The sequence below is a fragment of the Sphingorhabdus wooponensis genome (genome assembly GCF_003933235.1).
Lineage (GTDB): Bacteria > Pseudomonadota > Alphaproteobacteria > Sphingomonadales > Sphingomonadaceae > Sphingorhabdus_B > Sphingorhabdus_B wooponensis.
The window spans coordinates 32,358-52,388 of the sequence record NZ_RWJI01000001.1 but is presented as its reverse complement, the minus strand read 5'-3'; the positions used below and the strand labels follow the sequence as shown (position 1 = coordinate 52,388).

At 54.9% G+C, this 20,031-nt stretch carries 21 protein-coding genes; 7 read left to right on the top strand and 14 right to left on the bottom strand.

The features are described 5' to 3' along the window. Positions 1-20 precede the first annotated feature (20 nt). Positions 21-1,952 carry a 1-deoxy-D-xylulose-5-phosphate synthase gene (gene dxs / locus D7D48_RS00245; RefSeq protein ID WP_125229398.1) on the top strand — a complete coding sequence of 644 codons (1,932 nt, stop codon included), beginning with the start codon at positions 21-23 and terminating at the stop codon, positions 1,950-1,952. Positions 1,953-1,973: 21 nt separating this feature from the next. Here the strand turns inward: dxs and D7D48_RS00240 are convergent, their stop codons facing one another. The 12 genes from D7D48_RS00240 to D7D48_RS00185 all read right to left on the bottom strand — a co-directional run bounded on the left by D7D48_RS00240 (position 1,974) and on the right by D7D48_RS00185 (position 13,041). Then, positions 1,974-2,387 carry a DUF3035 domain-containing protein gene (locus D7D48_RS00240; RefSeq protein WP_125229397.1) on the bottom strand — a complete coding sequence of 138 codons (414 nt, stop codon included), beginning with the start codon at positions 2,385-2,387 and terminating at the stop codon, positions 1,974-1,976. A 23-nt stretch (positions 2,388-2,410) separates the two neighbouring features. Further along, positions 2,411-2,668 (bottom strand): DUF3035 domain-containing protein, encoded by a 258-nt coding sequence (locus tag D7D48_RS00235; protein ID WP_125229396.1) that lies wholly within the window; start codon positions 2,666-2,668, stop codon positions 2,411-2,413. Then, the gene (lspA, locus tag D7D48_RS00230; RefSeq protein ID WP_425452536.1) at positions 2,665-3,210 is read right to left on the bottom strand and encodes a signal peptidase II; all 546 of its coding nucleotides are present in this window, start codon (positions 3,208-3,210) and stop codon (positions 2,665-2,667) included. Before lspA ends, D7D48_RS00235 begins: the two co-directional genes overlap by 4 nt. A 112-nt stretch (positions 3,211-3,322) precedes the next feature. Beyond that, the gene (gene ileS / locus D7D48_RS00225; protein WP_125229394.1) at positions 3,323-6,091 is read right to left on the bottom strand and encodes an isoleucine--tRNA ligase; all 2,769 of its coding nucleotides are present in this window, start codon (positions 6,089-6,091) and stop codon (positions 3,323-3,325) included. Between the two features lie 91 nt (positions 6,092-6,182). Beyond that, complete coding sequence (locus D7D48_RS00220) at positions 6,183-7,112, bottom strand: bifunctional riboflavin kinase/FAD synthetase (protein WP_245964283.1); 930 nt, start codon at positions 7,110-7,112, stop codon at positions 6,183-6,185. Then, complete coding sequence (locus D7D48_RS00215; protein WP_125229393.1) at positions 7,109-8,287, bottom strand: dipeptidase; 1,179 nt, start codon at positions 8,285-8,287, stop codon at positions 7,109-7,111. Before D7D48_RS00215 ends, D7D48_RS00220 begins: the two co-directional genes overlap by 4 nt. Positions 8,288-8,310: 23 nt before the next feature. After that, the gene (locus tag D7D48_RS00210) at positions 8,311-8,808 is read right to left on the bottom strand and encodes a dihydrofolate reductase (protein ID WP_125229392.1); all 498 of its coding nucleotides are present in this window, start codon (positions 8,806-8,808) and stop codon (positions 8,311-8,313) included. A 23-nt stretch (positions 8,809-8,831) separates the two neighbouring features. Next, entirely contained in the window at positions 8,832-9,902 is a 1,071-nt protein-coding gene (locus D7D48_RS00205) for a 5-(carboxyamino)imidazole ribonucleotide synthase (RefSeq protein ID WP_125229391.1), read from the bottom strand. 9 nt (positions 9,903-9,911) lie between these two features. Beyond that, on the bottom strand, positions 9,912-10,400 hold the full coding sequence (purE, locus tag D7D48_RS00200) for a 5-(carboxyamino)imidazole ribonucleotide mutase (RefSeq protein WP_125229390.1): 489 nt from the start codon (positions 10,398-10,400) through the stop codon (positions 9,912-9,914). A 103-nt stretch (positions 10,401-10,503) separates the two neighbouring features. Further along, a complete protein-coding gene (gene gpmA, locus D7D48_RS00195; protein WP_125229389.1) occupies positions 10,504-11,187 on the bottom strand; it encodes a 2,3-diphosphoglycerate-dependent phosphoglycerate mutase in 684 nt (227 codons plus the stop codon). A gap of 98 nt (positions 11,188-11,285) precedes the next feature. After that, positions 11,286-12,422 carry a M14 family metallopeptidase gene (locus D7D48_RS00190; RefSeq protein WP_125229388.1) on the bottom strand — a complete coding sequence of 379 codons (1,137 nt, stop codon included), beginning with the start codon at positions 12,420-12,422 and terminating at the stop codon, positions 11,286-11,288. A gap of 25 nt (positions 12,423-12,447) precedes the next feature. After that, positions 12,448-13,041 carry a DUF4136 domain-containing protein gene (locus D7D48_RS00185; RefSeq protein ID WP_185739734.1) on the bottom strand — a complete coding sequence of 198 codons (594 nt, stop codon included), beginning with the start codon at positions 13,039-13,041 and terminating at the stop codon, positions 12,448-12,450. 153 nt (positions 13,042-13,194) lie between these two features. On the opposite strand from D7D48_RS00185, the gene ykgO reads away from it, so the two are divergent. The 5 genes from ykgO (at position 13,195) to D7D48_RS00160 (ending at position 17,279) form a co-directional block, all read left to right on the top strand. Continuing rightward, positions 13,195-13,320 (top strand): type B 50S ribosomal protein L36, encoded by a 126-nt coding sequence (gene ykgO, locus D7D48_RS00180; protein WP_125229386.1) that lies wholly within the window; start codon positions 13,195-13,197, stop codon positions 13,318-13,320. A gap of 123 nt (positions 13,321-13,443) precedes the next feature. Beyond that, a complete protein-coding gene (locus D7D48_RS00175) occupies positions 13,444-14,055 on the top strand; it encodes an HAD family hydrolase (protein ID WP_125229385.1) in 612 nt (203 codons plus the stop codon). A 175-nt stretch (positions 14,056-14,230) separates the two neighbouring features. Beyond that, positions 14,231-15,439: an ADP-forming succinate--CoA ligase subunit beta gene (gene sucC, locus D7D48_RS00170; RefSeq protein WP_125229384.1), complete on the top strand. Its 1,209-nt coding sequence runs from the start codon at positions 14,231-14,233 to the stop codon at positions 15,437-15,439. Between the two features lie 167 nt (positions 15,440-15,606). Further along, positions 15,607-16,353, top strand: a complete 747-nt coding sequence (locus D7D48_RS00165; RefSeq protein ID WP_125229383.1) for an electron transfer flavoprotein subunit beta/FixA family protein — start codon at positions 15,607-15,609, stop codon at positions 16,351-16,353. Beyond that, entirely contained in the window at positions 16,350-17,279 is a 930-nt protein-coding gene (locus D7D48_RS00160) for an electron transfer flavoprotein subunit alpha/FixB family protein (RefSeq protein ID WP_125229382.1), read from the top strand. The genes D7D48_RS00165 and D7D48_RS00160 overlap by 4 nt, the downstream gene beginning before the upstream one ends. A gap of 133 nt (positions 17,280-17,412) precedes the next feature. On the opposite strand, the gene D7D48_RS00155 is transcribed toward D7D48_RS00160, so the two are convergent. After that, positions 17,413-18,726: a hypothetical protein gene (locus D7D48_RS00155; RefSeq protein ID WP_185739733.1), complete on the bottom strand. Its 1,314-nt coding sequence runs from the start codon at positions 18,724-18,726 to the stop codon at positions 17,413-17,415. Continuing rightward, entirely contained in the window at positions 18,723-19,859 is a 1,137-nt protein-coding gene (gene nhaA / locus D7D48_RS00150; RefSeq protein WP_245964384.1) for a Na+/H+ antiporter NhaA, read from the bottom strand. The genes D7D48_RS00155 and nhaA overlap by 4 nt, the downstream gene beginning before the upstream one ends. Here nhaA and D7D48_RS10550 point away from each other — a divergent pair. Next, positions 19,837-20,016 (top strand): hypothetical protein, encoded by a 180-nt coding sequence (locus D7D48_RS10550; protein ID WP_245964407.1) that lies wholly within the window; start codon positions 19,837-19,839, stop codon positions 20,014-20,016. The genes nhaA and D7D48_RS10550 overlap by 23 nt on opposite strands. Positions 20,017-20,031: the final 15 nt, after the last annotated feature.

Sequence of the window (20,031 nt, the reverse complement as noted above, 5' to 3'; positions counted from 1 at the left end):
AACACCGCTAAGCTTAAAGCATGACACATTCGCCTGACACGCCGTTACTTGATACGGTTAAAGTGCCCTCGGACCTACGTAATCTTGCCGCGTCGCAGCTTCGCCAGCTTGCCGACGAATTGCGCGCAGAGACCATTTCTGCCGTATCGGTCACAGGGGGGCATTTGGGCGCAGGTCTTGGCGTTGTGGAACTAACCACCGCCATCCATTATGTTTTCAACACGCCCGATGACCGGTTGGTCTGGGATGTAGGCCATCAATGCTACCCGCATAAAATCCTCACCGGACGCCGCGACCGCATCCGCACTTTGCGCACAGGCGGCGGGCTCTCGGGCTTCACAAAGCGCAGCGAAAGCGAATATGATCCGTTCGGCGCGGCACATAGCTCAACATCCATTTCCGCCGCCTTGGGCTTTGCTGTCGCCAACAAGATTGCTGGCAAGCCCGGTAAAGCTATTGCCGTCATTGGCGATGGGTCCATGTCCGCTGGCATGGCCTATGAGGCGATGAACAATGCGCAAGCCGCTGGCAATCGCTTGGTCGTCATACTGAACGACAATGATATGTCGATCGCCCCGCCCGTAGGTGGCCTGTCGGCTTATTTGTCACGGCTCGTGTCCTCGAGCGAATATCTGGGCCTGCGCAGTCTGGCGAGCAAGGTCGCCAAGCGCCTGTCGCGCCGCATTTATTCGGCCGCATCAAAGGCCGAAGAATTCGCGCGTGGCATGGCGATGGGCGGCACATTGTTTGAAGAGCTTGGCTTTTACTATGTCGGCCCTATCGATGGCCATAATCTCGACCAGCTGATCCCGGTCCTCGAAAATGTGCGCGACAATGCCGAAGGTCCGGTCCTGATTCATGTCGTCACGCAAAAGGGCAAGGGTTACGCCCCAGCCGAAGCGGCAGCCGACAAATATCATGGCGTTGTGAAATTCGACGTAATGACGGGCAAACAAGATAAGGGCCCCGGTGGCGGTCCACCTGCCTATCAAAATGTGTTTGGCGAAACGCTGGCCAAGCTTGCGGAAACCGATCCCAAAATCTGTGCAATTACCGCTGCCATGCCCGGCGGCACGGGTGTCGACAAATTCTCCGCCGCGCACCCTGAACGCTCATTTGATGTGGGCATCGCAGAACAACATGCCGTAACTTTCGCCGCTGGCCTCGCCGCGCAAGGCATGCGTCCCTTCTGCGCGATTTACTCGACCTTCCTGCAACGCGCTTATGACCAAGTCGTGCATGATGTCGCGATCCAGAATCTGCCCGTCCGTTTCGCCATTGACCGCGCCGGTTTGGTGGGCGCCGACGGCAGCACCCATGCCGGGTCATTCGACATTACATATCTTGCAACGCTGCCTAATATGGTCGTCATGTCCCCTGCGGATGAGGCAGAGTTGGTCCACATGACCTACACCGCCGTTTTGCACGACAGCGGCCCAATCGCGTTCCGCTATCCGCGCGGCAATGGCACGGGCGTTCCTTTGCCCGAAGTGCCCCAGCAGCTCGAAATAGGCAAAGGTCGTATCGTTCGTGAGGGCAAGAAGGTCGCGATCTTGTCACTCGGCACCCGTCTGGCCGAAGCGATGAAGGCAGCAGATATGCTGGACGCAAAGGGTCTTAGCACCACCGTTGCAGACTTACGCTTTGCCAAGCCGCTGGACGAAAAAATGATCCGCCACCTCATTGCCACGCATGAAGTTGTCGTGACAGTTGAAGAAGCAGCCGTTGGCGGCCTTGGCGCACATGTACTGACCTTAGCCAGCGACGCTGGTTTGATGGACACAGGCCTAAAAATCCGCACGATGCGCCTGCCCGATATATTCCAAGAACATGATAGCCCGCAGAAACAATATGACGAAGCAGGGCTCAATGCGCCGCAAATCGTCGAAACTGTATTGAAGGCGCTGCGCCACAATAGCGCAGGTGTTGAAGAGGCAAGCGTGCGCGCTTAAGGTCGCGCCGCTCCCACTTCATTAACCCGGAATAACAGCCTGCGCGGTTTGACCATCACCTTCGGGTGCGGCGACGATATCGCGCGTGATGCTGCCCTTATTTACGGTCGTAGTCTGCGGATCACCGACAGATGAGCGAATGCCTAATTCGGCAGCGCCTGATGTCGTCGAAATCGCACGTTCGGCAGCAGAGCGCGCAGCGGTACCGCCGAATAAAGTCTCCAGCATCTGTTCCTGACCGGATTCGGCGGGGCGGATGGCAGAGGCCACTGTCGGCTCAAGAGCAAAGTCGGGCGGAACTACCAATGGCGCAGCGCGGCCAACCGATGGGGCAGCGGCCTGATCGCCACCTAATATGCTCCCCATAGATCCACATCCCGACAGCATAGGAAGCGTCATCATCGCAACGGCAAAAAGGACAGGTTTGGTGTTCATATATATATCCATTTCAGGCCGAGTTATGGGCGGGGAGCAGTCGCAGGCGCAGCGCCACCAAACATGGCGTCCAAAACCTGCTGTTTAGTGTCGCCATCCTGCGGACGCGGCGCATTAGGGGTCGGCGTTGGCAAGGTGAAGTTCTTGGGAACTTCGATTGGCTTTGAGCGGCTCACCGCGAATTCATCGGGCCGCTCACGGTCATAGATGCTGGTTGTACCGCATCCCGAAAGCACAAGAAAAGCAACTGACGCCGCCGCTAAGATAGATATCCGCTTCATGACTTCTCCACTATGTCGGCATTACTTGCAGATTCCTGAACATCAGGGCCGCGACCGGTTTCCTTGTCACCTATCAGGAACGCGCGGGCAAGCAATATCAATACGCCCATGCTGATGCAGGCGTCGGCCAGATTGAATATGTAAAAAGGTCGGAATGCCCCAAAATGCAGATCTGCATAATCCACGACATAACCATAACGCGCCCGATCAACGATGTTTCCAAGTGCACCGCCTAAGACCAATGACAAAGCCAGGACATCACCGCGCAATTTCTCACGCCACATCCACACCCCTACACCCGCTGCAATTACTGAAGTCAGCGCAACCAGCGCCCAACGTTCGCCATCGCTATCCGCGGTTAGGAAACTCATCGAAACGCCCCGATTTTCTGCGTAGCGTAAGTCAAAAAACGACACGATGTGAATGACGCCGCGCTCTTTCAACTGCAACGGCCCAAGCATTGCGAATTTCACCATTTGATCGGCGATGAACACAAGGCTAGCGAGCATGAGGCCCTGAAGGCGGAATTTGGGATTTGGGATCATGAGCGCGTCCTAACTCAATTTCGCGTCATGCTGAACTTGTTTCAGCATAACAAACTGCCGCCGTGCGTTATCCTGAAACAAGTTCAGGATCACGATCATGGGAGTATGGTTATTCCCCACCCACAACATCCGCACACCGACCACAAAGCGCGCCGTCTTCAACAACCTGAGGCAAATGTCGCCAGCAGCGACCACATTTGTGGTTGGTGGTTTTGACTGCGCTTGTCTCGCGACCATGATGCACCGCCGACACGATAAATATTTCTGCTAGGTCGACCTCACCCGGATCGCCATTATAGCTATATTCGACTTCCAGACTTGAGCCGATTTCCTTGTTGCGGCGCATAGGCTCGATCACCTCATTTGCCAGCATACGGCTTCCCCTTATGCTAAGCCAATTTTCGGACAATTTTGCATCAATCCAACCAGCATTAACATCGGGCCATTCCGAAAAATGCACGCTGTCCGCATCGGGGAAGCGCGTCTGCCAAACTTCTTCGCTGGTAAACACCAACACCGGGGCAGCATAGCGGACGAGCGCGTGGAACAGCGTGTCCAGTACTGTGCGATAAGCCATCCGCTTCGGATCAGTCGCGGCATCGCAATAGAGGCAATCTTTGCGGATATCGAAGAAGAAGGCCGACAGATCTTCGTTGCAAAACTCGGTCAGCAAGCGGACATAACTGTTAAAGTCAAAGTCATTGACCGCCGTCTTCAACTTCGCGTCCATGTCGGCGAGCAGATGAAGCATATAACGCTCCAGCTCTGGCATATCGGTAACTGCAACCTTTTCCGCATCGGAAAATCCATCGAGTGCGCCAAGCAAATAGCGGAAGGTGTTGCGCAATTTGCGATATTGGTCGGACACGCCAGCAAGGATTTCCTTACCGATGCGATGATCCTCCGTGAAGTCCACGGTCAACGCCCATAAGCGCAAGATATCCGCGCCATTATCGCGCATCAGGTCCAACGGGTTGATGGTGTTGCCCAGCGACTTGGACATTTTCATGCCCTTTTGATCCATAGTAAAACCATGCGTTAGCACGGCATTATAGGGCGCACGGCCGCGCGTGCCGCAACTTTGCAGCAAGGACGATTGGAACCAACCACGATGTTGGTCGCTGCCTTCCAAATAGAGATCCGCAGGCCATGACAGGTCAGGCCAGCGCCCGCTTTCAAGCACAAATGCATGGGTGCAGCCCGAATCGAACCACACGTCCAAAATATCGGTGACGCGCTCATAATCAGCCAAGGCATAATCGCTGCCCAAATATGCCTGTGCGCGTTCATCGGACCAGGCATCGACGCCCATTTCACGCACGCCCGCGATGATGCGTGCGTTAACACCCGCGTCGCAGAGATATTGGCCAGATTTGCGATCCACGAACAAAGTAATCGGAACGCCCCATGCGCGTTGGCGCGACAGCACCCAATCGGGGCGGCCTTCGACCATTGCGGTGATACGATTTTGGCCCTTTTCAGGTACCCAACGGGTTTGCGAAATCGCGGTCATCGCCTTTTCACGCAGCGCGCCATCGGCCGACGCCTTGTCCATCGGCACAAACCATTGCGGGGTGCAGCGGTAGATGACCTTCGCCTTCGACCGCCAGCTATGCGGATAGCTGTGCTTATAATCCGCCGACGCCGCGAGCAATCCACCAGCTTCGTGCAAAGCCGCGCAGATCGGGCCGTCAGGCGCGTTAAACTTGGGGTTGATGACGCTACCCTCACCGCCGAGCCAGAGCCAGTCGGCGCGATATTTGCCATCGCCTTCAACTGCGAACAACGGCTCAATGCCATTGGCCTTGCACAGGTCAAAGTCATCTTCGCCATGGTCGGGGGCCATATGGACAAGGCCCGTACCGCTGTCGGTGGTAACGAAATCGCCCGCGAGCATTGGTCGGGGCTTGGCAAAGAAACCGCCGAGCGCGTGCATTGGGTGGCGAACCATGGTTCCGGCTAGGTCTGAGCCTTTGATGGCCTTAAGTGGAACCAACTCATCACCCAGACGCGCTCCGAATGCTCCCAAGAGCTCCAACCCAACAATATATTGGCGACCGTCATCTTGGCGTTTACGGCAAATCCGATACTCAACATCCGGCCCATAAGCGATCGCCTGATTGACCGGAATCGTCCACGGTGTCGTTGTCCAGATAACTGCGTAAGCGCCCTTCAACGCGTCAATAGGGCTCTCGATAATCTCAAACGCCACATCGATCTGCGTTGATGTGATGTCCTCATACTCAATTTCGGCTTCGGCCAACGCGGTCTTCTCAACGGGCGACCACATGACGGGCTTCGCGCCGCGATAGAGCTGGCCGCTTTCGGCAAATTTCAAAAGCTCCGAAACAATCGTTGCTTCGGCCTGAAAATCCATCGTCAGATAGGGATTGTCCCAATCGGCATTGATGCCCAAACGCTTCAATTGCTCGCGCTGTGTATCGACCCAATTTTGCGCATAGGCCCGGCATTCGGCTCGGAATTCTTGCGCCGGAACTTCGTCCTTGTTGCGCTTTTTCTTGCGATATTGCTCCTCAACCTTCCATTCAATGGGCAAGCCATGGCAATCCCAACCGGGCACATAAGGCGCATCTTTGCCCAGCAATGTCTGCGTGCGGACAACCATATCCTTCAGAATATGGTTCAGCGCGTGGCCGATATGCATGTCGCCATTCGCATAAGGCGGGCCATCATGCAGAATGAACTTCTCACGCCCGCGACGGCGATTGCGCAGCTCCGCATAAAAATCCTGCGCCTGCCAGCGCTTTAATATCCCGGGCTCTTTCTGCGGAAGGCCAGCCTTCATCGGAAAATCGGTTTTGGGCAAGAAGACGCTGTCGCGATAGTCTTGTTTCGGTGAGTCAGGAGTTTCGGTCATATCGTGCGGGTGCTTAGGGGAGGTTGGCGCTTTAGACAACTATTTGAGCGCAGTACTACCGAACGAGAGGGTCGCTCTGACCCATTGAATGTCACGCCAAAATATCGCGCGCCTGATCACAATCCTTTGCCATCTGCGCCATAAGCGCATCTAGGCTGTCAAATTTGGCCTCGCCACGAATGAAGGCATGGAATTCAATCTCAATATTTTGGCCATAGAGATCTTCGGCAAAGTCAAAGAAATGCGGCTCCAGCAATTCTTTGGGCGGGTTAAAGGTTGGACGAATACCCAGATTTGCCGCACCGTTCAAAACGCGGCCATCGGGCAGGCGGCCCTTCACCGCATAAATGCCGTACCGCGGACGCAGATAATGGCCCATGTCGATATTGGCGGTGGGAAAGCCCAGAAGTCGACCGTTTTTGTCACCATGCTGGACAATGCCCGCTACCGTAAAGGGCCGCGTCAGCAAGGCGGTCGCGGTTGCGCAGTCGCCGTCTTGTAATGCTGTGCGGATGCGGCTTGAGGAGATCACCCCTCCATTATCGACCACAGGGCCCATCGCCGTCGAGGACAGCCCGTGCGCGCGGCCAATGTAATGCAGCACATCGATATTGCCGCCGCGCGCTTTGCCAAAAGTGAAGTCTTCGCCCGTGACAACAGCCGAAACCCCAAGTCGCTCAATGAGCAATTTGACGATGAAATCTTCCGCGCTGGTCGCCGCCAATTCAGCATCAAAATCAAACACCAACATGGCGTCCGCGCCCGCATCTTCAAAAAGCCGCTGCCGTTGATCCAATGTTGTCAGCCGGAACCAAGGTGATTGCGGTGCGAAAAAACGCACAGGGTGTGGGTCAAAAGTCGCGATGATAGCCGGGCGGCCTGCCGCGTTCGCCTGCGCGATCGCTTCGCCCGCAACGGCCTGATGCCCGAGATGGAAGCCATCAAAATTGCCCAAGGCAACCACGCCTCCACGAAGCGCGTCAGGCATCCGGTCCTTGGCAGAAAGGCGGGGAATCATCATTGGGCACTTGCCCTTGGCACCAAGCCAGCGCGGATAACACGCAGGGCATTTTCGCCCATGACGGCCCGGATTTCGGCTGGCGTGAACCCTTCGTCCATCAAGGCTTGCGTCACCTGAACCAATTGCGAGGTGTCGAACCGCACGGTGGTCGCGCCATCATAATCCGATCCCAAGGCGACATGTTCTATGCCCACCAGATCGCGGACATGCTTCATGGCCTTGGCTGCCGCGCGTGGGCTGGTGTCGCATAAGGCGCCATCCCAATAGCCAATGCCAATGACGCCGCCCGTTTTGGCCACACCGCGCACTTCGTCATCGGTCAGGTTGCGGTTGACCTTACATGTCGCCTGCACACCGCCATGGCTGGATACAACCGGCCGCGTGGCCATTGCCAACACTTCGGCAACACCGGTATGCGACAAATGGGCGATGTCGATAATCATACCCTTCGATTCCATACGCTTAACAATGTCACGGCCAAAAGGGCTCAACCCGCCTTTTTTCAGGCCATGCATCGAACCTGCCAGTTCGTTGTCAAAAAAATGTGTCAGGCCAGCCATGCGAAAACCAGCGTCATACAACCGGTCCAAATTAGCCGCCTTCCCTTCCAGATTTTGGAGGCCTTCAATGGTCAGCATAGCGCCCACGGCGCGCTTATCTTTCTGCCGCGCGGATAGTAACGCGTCCAGCTGGCCTGCCGTATCAACTGCCTTGATCGCCCCGCTCGATCCCGCAACCGCCGCATCACGTTTTTGTGCATGGTATAGTGATCGCTCAACCAACGAGCTCCAAGTCTTCACGGGTTGCAGCTGCGCAATGGTCAACAAGGTGATGTTGTCGGTGTCAGCCCCATTGCCATCATAATTCTGGTTCTTGGGTGTCTTTGTCACCGACGAGAATAATTGCAGCGCGACATTGCCCTCTTGCAAACGCGGCAAATCCATATGGCCGCGCGAGACGCTGTCGTTTAGGTCGCGGTTCCACATCAATGTGTCGCTGTGCAGGTCAACAATGTTCAGCGTCTTGTGCAAGGCCTTAGCTTCGTCGCTGACGGCGATCAGCGGCTTACCATCAATCTGGTTCATGGCCCCTTCGACATAACCGGGCGCAAAGCCAAAAAAGCCCAAAGCAGCCGCTGCGATCAACGTCGCCGGTATCCAAATTCTCTTACGCATAATCCCCCTTATGGCGACGACTTTTAGGTCGCCACCCGCCGCAATAACGTTACAAAATCATAGGCTGGAGCACCGCCTTGAGCTTCATGGCTCTCCCGCGCAATTTCTTGCCAGATCGACATGTCAAACGCGGGGACGGTGGCGTCACCATCCGGGCTGGCCGCAATTTCGGTGAGCTCAATGCGGTCGGCCAGTGACAGAAATAGGCTGTAGATTTCGGCGCCCCCAATGATGCAGACATGCGGCCCATTGGCGCGCTTTAACGCTTCCTCGACCGAATACACAACTTCAGCGCCCTCCTCCCTCCAGTCCCGGTCGCGGGTCAGGACAATATGGCGGCGACCCTCTAATAAGCCCGGCAGACTGTCAAAAGTCTTGCGGCCCATGATCATCGGCCGGCCCTTAGTCACTTGTTTAAAATGGCGCAGGTCAGCCGGGATATGCCATGGCATACCGCCATCTTTCCCGATTGTTCCATTTGCGGCGCGGGCGAGGACAAGAACGATTTCGGGATGATTCATGCGCCCGTCTTGCCGACTTTTTCTCACCTATACAAGCGTGTGACATGGCCTATTTTTCGGCCTGGGCGTGCTTCTGCCTTGCCATATAGATGCAGATGCGCCGCAGGGTCCGCCAGAATTTGTTCAAAACGGTCGCCATCGGCGCCAATCAGATTTTCCATTTCCACGCGCGCAGCAATCGTTTCGGTGGCTCCAAGCGGGAGCCCGCAAATGGCCCGAATATGGTTCTCAAACTGGCTAGTGGCCGCGCCTTCGATGGTCCAATGTCCGCTATTGTGCACGCGGGGCGCAATTTCGTTGAACAAGGGACCCGTCGTACTGGCAAAAAACTCGGCGGTAAACACGCCAACATAATCGAGCGCCGATGCGACCGCCGCGGCCATATCACGTGCTGTTTGCTGCTGGCTTTCGATCAATGGCCCGGATGGCAGAGTCGATTTCGCGAGAATCCCGCCGACATGGAGATTTTGCGAACTGTCCCAAAAGCGGATTTCACCGTTTTGGCCGCGCGTCAATATGACCGAAAATTCCGCATCAAACGACACCATGGCCTCGGCAATAAGGGGAAGCCCGCCTGTGCGTTCCCACGCACCCGTGATGTCAGCATCAGCCATGATCCTAGACTGGCCTTTGCCGTCATAGCCCATGCGTATGGTTTTGAGGATGCACGGTATGCCAACTGCCGCAATCGCGGCGGGCACCGCGCTTTCGTCCTGTGCCACAGCAAACTCCGCCGTTTTCCCGCCAAGCGCGCGGACAAACTGCTTTTCGGCAGCACGATCCTGCGCCACTTCCAGTGCCTTAAGCGGCGGATAGACCGGAACAAGGCCCGTGATGGATTCCAGCGGCGTCACGGGCACATTTTCAAATTCGAAAGTCACCACGTCGCAAGCTGTTGCAAATGCCTTCAGCGCGACCAGATCATCATATGCGGCGACTGTATTAGCGGCGGCGACATCGAAAGCCACATTATCCCCCGGCGGCGCATAAATATGGCAACGATAGCCCAATTGCGCAGCGGCAGTCGCCAGCATGCGGCCAAGCTGACCACCGCCCAATATACCAATAGTCGATCCGGGGGGTAACGCGGCCATAACCGAACCTTATTCAGGTGTTTCGGCGACCGAAGCCGTCTGAGCCGTGCGCCAGGCATCCAACCGTTCGGCGAGCGCGGTGTCTTCATTGGCCAGCATTGCCGCCGCCAAAAGCGCCGCATTTGTTGCGCCCGCTTTGCCGATTGCCAATGTGCCAACAGGAATGCCAGCGGGCATTTGCACGATGGACAAAAGGCTATCCATACCGTCCAGCGCCTTGGACTGTACGGGTACGCCCAGCACAGGCAAGCGCGTCATGGATGCTGCCATGCCGGGCAGATGCGCCGCGCCGCCCGCGCCAGCAATGATGCATTTCAGGCCGCGACCAACGGCCCCCTTGGCATAGTCATAAAGACGTTCGGGCGTGCGATGCGCAGACACCACTTTGCATTCATGGGGAATGTGCAGCGCAGCAAGTGTCGCCGAAGCCTCTCGCATCGTTTCCCAATCCGAACGGCTTCCCATGATGATGCCAATGATCGGCGCTGCGTCAGTCATATGTCACTCCCCTGACAAGTTCGATGGCAATGGCCTTAGCCTTGTGGTGCAAATGGCGCAATCCAGCAACGCGGCGTTAAACACCCGCGCGGGTAAAGAGAATTTACCGCTCCGAAAGATAATAATATTCGCCGTTCAGATGGTCGTCCAATTCATATATGATTGGCTGACCCGTGGGGATTTCCAAGCCGTTAATATCGGCGTCCGAAATGCCCGACAGATGCTTGACGAGCGCGCGCAGGCTATTGCCGTGCGCCGAAATTAAAACAGTTTTCCCGGCCTGCAACTCAGGTACAATCGCGCTTTCCCAATAAGGCAGCACACGGTTGATGGTGTCTTTCAGGCTTTCTGAAGCTGGAATATTGATGCCGGCATAACGCGGATCAGACGACAGATCATATGGCGACCCTACCGCAAGCCGCGGCGGCGGAATGTCGAAGCTGCGGCGCCAGATCTTCACCTGATCTTCGCCATGCTTTGCCGCTGTCTCTGCCTTATCCAGGCCCGTTAGCCCTCCATAATGCCGTTCATTCAATTGCCAGTTCTTGGTTACTGGAACCCACAAACGCCCCATCGCCTCAAGTGCCAAATTGAGCGTCTTTATTGCCCGCGTCTGCACGCTGGTAAAAGCGGTATCGGGCGCGATGCTCTTTTCCTTCATCAACACGCCCGCTGCCCAAGCCTCAGCCGCACCTTTTTCAGTGACATCCACATCCCACCAGCCAGTAAAGCGGTTTTCGAGGTTCCACTGCGATTGGCCGTGACGGATGAGGATGAGTTTCGGCATATTTACTTTCCTAAATTGTTTGCCGGCGCCCTAACGCAAGTTGGTCAAATCGCCAAGGTCATGAAACCGAAGAAAGGGTTTTTAGCGAGGTCAAAAATCTACACCATCTCCGCAAGGGTCGCGAGACATTCGCGCGCCAGTAAGCGGCAGCGCTCGGGGGACCAGCCTTGATCAGGGTCATTACCGTGAACGGTGTCTTTATAGGGCATTTCCAACGTCATGGAGACGCATTGGTGCGAAGGGCCAAATCGTTCCGCCAATTGGTTGGTCGACATCGACAGATTGGCTTTGCCGGGACCAGCCTTGGTATAACCTAGTTCCGTCTGGAAATCGGGTGTGCGCGCCGAAAGACGGTTGATGAAGGCGTTATGCCGATCACCCTGATCATCGGTCCATGAAGGGATGCCTTCAAAACCCGCCATAAACGCTGCGGGAATGGCTTCGTCGCCATGCACATCGATGGCCCAATGCACGCCGGATTCATCCATTGCGTTGCGAATGGCCAATACTTCGGGGCTGCGCTCTGCCGAGGGTTCGGCCCATTCGCGGTTCAGGTTTATGCCCAGATAATTGGTCCGCAAATGTCCACGGCAGCTTCCATCTGGATTGCAATTGGGCACAATATAAAAGCGGCATTTTTCAAGCAGCACGCGTGTATGCGGGTCGCTGAGGTCGGTAAGCATATCGATGGCACCTTCCATCCAATATTCCGCCTGAGTCTCACCGGGATGCTGCCGCGCATATAGCCAGACCTGCGTGTCGCCATGGCCTATTTCGAGGCAATCAATCGGCTGGCCTTCAATACTGTGGCCGAGGCAGCGATAGCTTACGCCTTCCAACGATGCTGTCTCCGCAATCAGGTCATGGTGCCGTTCCATGCTATAAGGCGCGAAATAGGCAAACCATGCAAGATTGCTTGCTGGGGTGTAACGGATGGTCAACGTGCCGCCGTCCTTGGACTTGTCATAACTCGTATCGGCGCGCCCCCAATAATCGCGGTCTTCGGACACGCACGCGCGATAATCGGGCCAGCCACCGGGATAGGCGCTACTTTCCAGTCCGGTAATCCGCAACTCAAGCTCTTCGCCTGCGGTACATGCCACGCGAAAGTGGAACCATTGCGCGAATTCCGAATCCTTGTCCTTACGGATGCCTAGTGTCGCAACATGGCCATCGACGGCATGAACGATGATGTTGCCGCTATCGAACGCGGCGTTGATGTCAGTAATCGGCATTTTAGTTTCGCTCTCGCAATGAAGTTTATGGCACGCGGATAGTCTCACCCGACACGCCGGGGAAGTCCTTAAACAGGGCTTCTGCCAATTTTGATGCCGCGATACCCGGCTGTGCGGCGGGTGACCCCGCTTTTGCGGATTGCACTGCCGTGCCTTCCCAAATCACCATCTGGTCGCTGCGTCGGACAATGCGAACAGCCAAGCTGGATTGTAACAGCGCCGCAGAATCATTGCCCAGATTGATACCAAGACTAACACCAACGCCCGAGCCATAGCTCCCTGTCGATCCGCCCACGCCAACGGACACTGGCGCACGACGGTCGGAGCGAATCACAGTTGCGCCAAAACGCACCTCGGCGATCACATCTGAATTTCCTATATTATCCCGATAGCCGATGCGCTGCATTTCGCGCGCCACAGCGGCCAGATAGGGCGATCCTGCAAGTGACTGGTCCGAAACCGATTCGCTTACTAGCGCGACCGCAAAACTTCCTGTCCCATAAGGAATACCTTCGGCAGCGCGGTTAAAACGGGTGACCTCGACCGGCCCCGTGGGCACGACGCAAGCGGTTAGCACAAGAAGTGCAAGAAGCGGCGTCAGCCGGGCATTTTTCATCATAAGCATATCCTTAGGGTCACCCTTTACCACATCCTACGATGTATGGGCGCTGAATCCGCAAAAAAGGCCAATCCCGCTTGACTTTCTAAAGCCCGACCCATAGGAGCGCGCCTTCAATTCAAGCTTTATGCATTTATTAGACGGGTAAATCCGATGAAAGTCGTTAATTCTCTTAAGTCGCTCAAAGGCCGCCATCGCGATAACCGCGTGATTCGTCGCCGTGGTCGCACTTATGTCATCAACAAGACCCAACCACGCTTCAAGGCGCGCCAGGGCTAATTTGGCCCTGCCCGCACTAAGCGGGCAGATGGTTCAGGCAAAACGCCGCTCCGAATCTGATTCGCGGGCGGTTTTTTTGCGCCCAAACCCCGTCTCCGTCCTTCCTGCAAAGAGGTGCAATGCATGACGAAGATAACCACCGTGGTCTTTGATGTCGGCAAAGTATTGTTCGAATGGGATCTCCGATATCTTTTTGCCAAGCTTATCGCCGACAAGGACATGTTGGAATATTTCGTCACGCATGTTGTGACTCCCGAATGGCATTTTCAGCATGACGCAGGCCGCGCCTTAACTGACATGGTTGCAGAGCGCATTGCTGAATTTCCAGAATATGCTGCGTTGATTGCGGCTTACCCCACCCGTTTTAACGAGACCATTCCAGGGCCCGTGTCAGGGTCGCTGGAGATTGTGCAAGAGCTCGCCCAACGCGGCGTGCCATTATTTGCCATAACCAATTTTGGCGCAGAATTCTGGGATTGTTTCCACCCCACCCAGCCGATATTCGACCATTTTCAGGACATAATCGTATCGGGCGTCGAAAAATTGGTGAAGCCTGATCCGGCGATCTATGCGCTTGCACTGAAACGCTTCGGGTTAAAGCCGGACGAAGCGATCTTCATTGATGATAATCATGACAATGTCGTTAGCGCCCGCGCCAACGGTTTTGTTGCGCATCATTTTACGGATGCAGCTTCGCTCCGCCGCGATTTGGTGACGCTTGATTTACTGCTTTGAAATTTTTCACGCAGAGGCGCAGAGGACACAGAGATTTAGCCATGCTCCTCTGCGCGCTCTGCGCGCTCTGCGCCTCTGCGTGGACCAAAAAACATCCGCGCAAGCCCTTCCATTCAGTGCCCGTCTGTGCTTAAGCAACCGATGAAACTCTTTATAATCGAGGACGTAATCTCCCATGAATATCCATGAATATCAGGCCAAAGAACTGCTCGCAAAATTCGGTGTGGCTGTGCCCGCTGGTATTGCGGCATTAAGCGTGGAAGAGGCGGTTGCCGCCGCGAAACAACTTCCTGGCCCGCTTTACGTGGTGAAATCGCAGATCCATGCTGGTGGACGCGGCAAGGGCAAGTTCAAGGAGTTGGGTCCCGACGCGAAGGGCGGCGTGCGTTTGGCCTTTAATTTGGATGAGGTTGAGGCACATGCCAAAGACATGTTGGGCAACACGCTCGTGACTATACAGACTGGCCCTGAAGGCAAGCAAGTCAACCGTCTCTACATCACCGATGGCGCCGACATTAAGCAGGAATTCTACCTCGCTTTGCTCGTGGATCGCGCGACCAGCCGCATCGCGGTTGTGGCGTCTACTGAAGGCGGCATGAACATCGAAGACGTGGCGCATGACAGCCCCGAGAAGATCCACACTATCGTCATCGATCCGGCCGCTGGTCTGCAGCCCCATCATGGCCGTAGCGTTGCCAAGGCACTTGGCCTGACCGGTGATTTGGCCAAGCAAGCGCAAACCGTTCTTGCCGGCCTTTACAACGCATTCATCGGCACCGATGCCGAACAGATCGAAATCAATCCGCTGGCGGTTTGCGAAGGTAAGAATGGCGACGAGCTTCTGGTGCTTGATGCCAAGGTCGGTTTTGACGGCAACGCGATGTTCCGTCACAAGGACCTCGCCGAACTGCGCGACTTGACCGAGGAAGACCCAGCAGAGGTTGAAGCTTCGGAATATGATTTGGCTTATATTAAACTCGACGGCAACATTGGCTGCATGGTCAATGGCGCTGGCCTTGCCATGGCAACAATGGACATCATCAAGCTAAACGGTGAATTCCCTGCCAACTTCTTGGACGTCGGCGGCGGCGCATCGAAGGAAAAGGTCACGGCTGCGTTCAAAATCATTTTGAAGGACCCTGCCGTCAAGGGCATCTTGGTTAACATCTTCGGTGGTATCATGAAATGCGACATCATCGCCGATGGTATTGTTGCCGCGGCCAAGGAAGTGAACCTGTCGGTTCCGCTGGTTGTGCGCCTTGAAGGCACCAATGTGCAGCAGGGCAAGGACATTTTGGCCAATAGCGGCCTGCCCATCGTATCGGCCAACGACCTTGGCGATGCAGCGGAGAAGATTGTCGCGGAAGTGCGCAAGGCGGCATAAAACTTACCCCTGACGGTTCCTGCAAGATGCAAGAATCGTCAGCATGTTAGATGCTTGATAGGATGCGTAGATCAGGCACTTGACGTTCACGTAAACGTTAAGCATAGGCGCAACAGATTAAGCGGGCATCCAATTGCCTAATTGAGTCGGTATGGAAGGATGAGCACATGAAGATCATCGTCCCCGTTAAGCGGGTCATCGATTATAACGTAAAGCCGCGGGTTAAGCCCGATGGTTCGGGTGTTGATTTGGCAAATGTCAAAATGAGCATGAACCCGTTTGACGAAATCGCCGTTGAAGAAGCGTTGCGTTTGCGTGAAAAGGGCATTGCGACCGAAGTTATTGCTGTGTCGATTGGGCCGGATAAGGCACAAGAAACGCTGCGTACGGCATTGGCCATGGGCGCAGATCGCGCAATCTTGGTTATTGCTGAAGATGTTGAGCCTTTGGGCGTTGCGAAGATCCTCGCAAAAATCGTTGAAGAAGAACAGCCTGGTCTTGTCATTGTTGGCAAGCAAGCGATTGACGATGACTCCAACCAAACCGGCCAAATGCTCGCCGCGTTGACGGGTCGTCCGCAGGGTACTTTTGCCAATACGGTGAATGTATCGAGCGACGAAGTGCATGTCGCACGCGAAGTCGATGGCGGTTTGCAGACAGTAGCGTTGAAGATGCCAGCGATCATTACAACCGACCTGCGCTTGAACGAACCACGTTATGCGTCCTTGCCGAACATCATGAAGGCAAAGGCAAAGCCTCTCGTGCAGAAAACACCTGCCGATTATGGCGTTGACGTCAGCCCGCGCCTCAAGACGTTGAAGGTTGTCGAACCACCCGTGCGCAGCGCCGGTATCAAGGTTGCCGACGTTGATGCGTTGGTAGCAAAGCTCAAGGAAATGGGAGTGGCCGCATGAAGACCCTCGTTTATGCCGAACATGACAATGCATCATTAAAGGATGCCACATTAGCTGTTGTTACCGCTGCATCGCAATTGGGCGAAGTACATATCCTCGTTGCTGGCGCAGGCTGTGGCGCGGTTGCGGATGAAGCGGCTAAGATCGCTGGCGTCAGCACGGTGCATGTTGCCGATGACGCGGCTTATGCACAGCAATTGGCGGAAAATGTTGCACCCTTGGTTGCTTCGTTGATGACAACGCATGATGCGTTCCTTGCGCCTGCCACATCAAATGGCAAGAATATCGCACCGCGTGTTGCGGCTTTGCTGGATGTCATGCAAATCTCGGACATTCTTTCAGTTGAAAGCGCAGATACGTTCACGCGTCCGATATATGCCGGTAACGCGATTGCGACGGTGCAATCATCGGATGCCAAGAAGGTTATCACCGTACGCGGGACAGCCTTTGCCAAGGCACAAGAAACCGGTGGTTCAGCAACTATTGCAGCTGTCGCTAGCACTGGCGACGCCGGCACTTCAAAATTCCTGTCGGCAGAGATTGCCAAGCAAGAACGCCCTGAACTCACCTCAGCCAAGATCATCGTATCAGGTGGTCGTGCGTTGAAGGATGCGGAAACCTTTGCCGCGACTATCTTGCCCTTGGCCGACAAGCTTGGTGCAGGCGTTGGCGCAAGCCGCGCAGCCGTGGACGCAGGCTTTGTGCCCAATGATTATCAGGTCGGCCAAACGGGTAAGATCGTTGCGCCAGAAGTATATGTCGCGGTCGGCATCTCCGGCGCGATCCAGCATCTCGCCGGCATGAAAGACTCCAAAGTCATCATCGCAATCAACAAGGACGAAGACGCGCCAATATTCCAAGTCGCGGATATCGGTCTCGTTGGCGACCTGTTTACGGTCGTACCGGAGCTGGTTGGCAAGCTTTAATAAGCTGTATTAATATGTAAAAAATCAAGGGCGGGCAGCAATGTCCGCCCTTTTTGCTTGTGGCGACGACATTGCGATTACCCGCGCGCGAGCTACAAATATGCCTGCCCGTCTATTTTCGCAAACACTGGGGTTAAGGCAGAAGGTCCGCTGGCACGGTGGGCTCGCTCAATATTTTCTCCATCCTGCGCCACCGCTCGGTCGTATCTGGATTGCCGCGTTCAATATAAGCTCGGACCAGATCTTTGCCCCAGCCATAGTTGATCACATAGCTGCGATAATGGTCGGTGAATTTTACCGATTGTTCCGCGCGCGCGGGGGAGAGCAAGAGATATTTCTGCGTTAATTCGAGTGCCTGCGGCCTTGTAATTTCGCCATCGAGATACATTCTTGCAATGGTCAATCGCGCGCCCAACAATGCTTCTGTCATTTGCTGCATTTGCCAAAAGGCTTGTGCAGATTTGGGGTCAAGGCCAGCAATGGGGTAGAGAATATCGCGCTCAAAAGCCAAGCGTTCCTCCGCAGGAAAGGCCAGATCGATGCCATAATTAGCGCTGCCTTCGGATAACACACTGGTCGGGCTGTAGAGCGGATTAACTTCATATTCCTTCCACCCGTTTTTGCGTGCCATTTGTTCTTCAACCATCAGGTTCAGCACATGGTGGCCTGGATAGCCTTCATGACAACCCAGATCGACCGCGCGGCTAATGCGGATGGGAAGGTCGGTATTGATTTGGATCAGGCTTTTATAATTGCCCTTATAATAATTATAGCCTGACCAAGGCTTACCCGTGACGAACTCCATCACGAATGCCTCGCCTGCTGGCAATTGAATATATTGCGCTGTGCGGCGCCTACATTCGGCAATTGCGGCATCAAACACAGGCTGCAAGCGGTCCTTAGGAATGACATAGCGCTCATTAAAGGCATCAACGCGTGCGGCGAGCGGCCCATAGCCGGGAATCAAGGTTTCCAGATTGGCCAATATGGCGTCAAAATGCGCTAAAGGTTTCAAGTCGGGCACAGTTGCAAACTGGCCTCGGGCTTCATCATTAAATGCAAATTTCCGCCCCTGAAGCATTTGCAACCGCGTATCCGCCGCAATCAACATGCCGCGCAACGCAACCGCACGGCGGCGATCTGAATCTACTGTGATTGAAGGCAAAGCGGCATCAATCGCCGCGGTCAGTGTGCGGGCTTCTGCAATCAATTGTACCAATGACCTCGGATTTGCTTTGGCTGCCGCTTGCAATGCGGGCGGACCATAATAAGCATCCACATATTCCGCTTCATGCGTACCTGCCTCAAGCGTCAAACGAATATAGGCATCGGAAATATCAGCAATCGACATCGCTGGTGCAGCCGTATTTACAGGGACAATAGGAGCAACAATGGCGTAACCCGACGCAAGCAAAGCGAGCAGAAGGATGAGGTGGCGAAGGTTCATATAGTGCTTTCAGAAATAATTTTTTGTGGCGCGGCAAAGCGCAAAACAAGATAGCCCAGAATAGCAGACAGAAGCGAACCCATGAGAACCCCGATTTTCACATCATCGGCCTGATCCGGCCCCGTGAAGGCAAGGCCGCCAATAAATAAGCTCATCGTAAAGCCAATACCGCATAGCAAGGCGACGCCATAGACTTGCAGCCAGCTTGCATGTGCCGGACGTGCAGCAATGCCAAGTTTGACAGACAGCCAGACGCTGGTGAATATCCCAAGTTGTTTACCTAAAAACAGGCCCATAGCGATACCAAGCGGCAGCGGTGCGGCAAGCGCAGCAAAGCTGATACCCGCCAAAGAGACACCCGCATTGGCGAACCCAAAAATAGGTACGATAAGAAAGGCAACGGGCTTTACCAGCCCATGCTCCAGCCGGTGAAGTGCCGAATCTTCGGCGTCAGGTGCGGCCAGCGTCCGGCGGAAAGGAATGGTAAATGCCGCCATCACGCCCGCAATAGTAGCATGTACGCCGGACAATAATGTCGCATACCATAATAAGGCAGCGAGGATGAGATAGGGCCACAGGGCATTTACCCGAAAACGGTTCAGCAACATCATCGCGACCCAAATGCCACCTGCCGCGATCAGCGCGGTCATGTTTAACTCAGCTGTATAAAATAAAGCTATGATCGCCACTGCGCCCATGTCGTCAACAATGGCAACGGTCGTCAGGAACAGTTTCAGTGAAGCGGGCGCTCGACTGCCCAAAAGGGCAAGCACGCCAATAGCAAAGGCAATGTCAGTAGCAGCCGGTATAGCCCATCCACGCTGCAACGTGAGGTCGCCGCCTGCAACCGCAAGATATATTACCGCCGGAACTATCATCCCTGCCGCAGCCGCAACCATTGGAAGCGTGCGGTCAGCCCAAGTCGACAAATGTCCGTCCACAAATTCGCGCTTAATCTCCAGCCCAACGAGCAAGAAGAATATCGCCATCAGACCGTCATTAATCCAAAGGTGTACGGTCATCGGGCCAAGCTTTGGTGTCAACTCAGGCCCGATTACCAAATTTAAAAAATGAGTATAGCTTTCAGCAATTGGTGAATTCGCAAAAATCATGGCCAATGCCGCGGCCGCCATTAACAAAATGCCGCCCGCCGCTTCACTCGACAAAAAGGCCCGTAAAGCAGAATTTTTGGGGGGTTGTTTTATAGTTTCTATCATCATCATTGCTTATGGCGACTCGACCAAAAGATGGCAAGCAAAGGCGAAAAATGCTGCAATTGCCTTGCCTTAGCAACTTATCTCTGTT

What these genes read in the sequence shown, in the direction of transcription:
- D7D48_RS00155 (WP_185739733.1), bottom strand. Translation starts at nt 18,726, where the DNA reads ATGAACCTTCGCCACCTCATCCTTCTGCTCGCTTTGCTTGCGTCGGGT.
- D7D48_RS00240 (WP_125229397.1), bottom strand. Translation starts at nt 2,387, where the DNA reads ATGAACACCAAACCTGTCCTTTTTGCCGTTGCGATGATGACGCTTCCT.
- nhaA (WP_245964384.1), bottom strand. Translation starts at nt 19,859, where the DNA reads ATGGCGGCCGCGGCATTGGCCATGATTTTTGCGAATTCACCAATTGCT.
- D7D48_RS00215 (WP_125229393.1), bottom strand. Translation starts at nt 8,287, where the DNA reads ATGCGTAAGAGAATTTGGATACCGGCGACGTTGATCGCAGCGGCTGCT.
- D7D48_RS00205 (WP_125229391.1), bottom strand. Translation starts at nt 9,902, where the DNA reads ATGGCCGCGTTACCCCCCGGATCGACTATTGGTATATTGGGCGGTGGT.
- dxs (WP_125229398.1), top strand. Translation starts at nt 21, where the DNA reads ATGACACATTCGCCTGACACGCCGTTACTTGATACGGTTAAAGTGCCC.
- ykgO (WP_125229386.1), top strand. Translation starts at nt 13,195, where the DNA reads ATGAAAGTCGTTAATTCTCTTAAGTCGCTCAAAGGCCGCCATCGCGAT.
- D7D48_RS00165 (WP_125229383.1), top strand. Translation starts at nt 15,607, where the DNA reads ATGAAGATCATCGTCCCCGTTAAGCGGGTCATCGATTATAACGTAAAG.
- D7D48_RS00190 (WP_125229388.1), bottom strand. Translation starts at nt 12,422, where the DNA reads ATGCCGATTACTGACATCAACGCCGCGTTCGATAGCGGCAACATCATC.
- sucC (WP_125229384.1), top strand. Translation starts at nt 14,231, where the DNA reads ATGAATATCCATGAATATCAGGCCAAAGAACTGCTCGCAAAATTCGGT.
- purE (WP_125229390.1), bottom strand. Translation starts at nt 10,400, where the DNA reads ATGACTGACGCAGCGCCGATCATTGGCATCATCATGGGAAGCCGTTCG.
- D7D48_RS00220 (WP_245964283.1), bottom strand. Translation starts at nt 7,112, where the DNA reads ATGATGATTCCCCGCCTTTCTGCCAAGGACCGGATGCCTGACGCGCTT.
- ileS (WP_125229394.1), bottom strand. Translation starts at nt 6,091, where the DNA reads ATGACCGAAACTCCTGACTCACCGAAACAAGACTATCGCGACAGCGTC.
- D7D48_RS00235 (WP_125229396.1), bottom strand. Translation starts at nt 2,668, where the DNA reads ATGAAGCGGATATCTATCTTAGCGGCGGCGTCAGTTGCTTTTCTTGTG.
- D7D48_RS00210 (WP_125229392.1), bottom strand. Translation starts at nt 8,808, where the DNA reads ATGAATCATCCCGAAATCGTTCTTGTCCTCGCCCGCGCCGCAAATGGA.
- gpmA (WP_125229389.1), bottom strand. Translation starts at nt 11,187, where the DNA reads ATGCCGAAACTCATCCTCATCCGTCACGGCCAATCGCAGTGGAACCTC.
- D7D48_RS00160 (WP_125229382.1), top strand. Translation starts at nt 16,350, where the DNA reads ATGAAGACCCTCGTTTATGCCGAACATGACAATGCATCATTAAAGGAT.
- D7D48_RS00185 (WP_185739734.1), bottom strand. Translation starts at nt 13,041, where the DNA reads ATGATGAAAAATGCCCGGCTGACGCCGCTTCTTGCACTTCTTGTGCTA.
- D7D48_RS10550 (WP_245964407.1), top strand. Translation starts at nt 19,837, where the DNA reads ATGGCCAATGCCGCGGCCGCCATTAACAAAATGCCGCCCGCCGCTTCA.
- D7D48_RS00175 (WP_125229385.1), top strand. Translation starts at nt 13,444, where the DNA reads ATGACGAAGATAACCACCGTGGTCTTTGATGTCGGCAAAGTATTGTTC.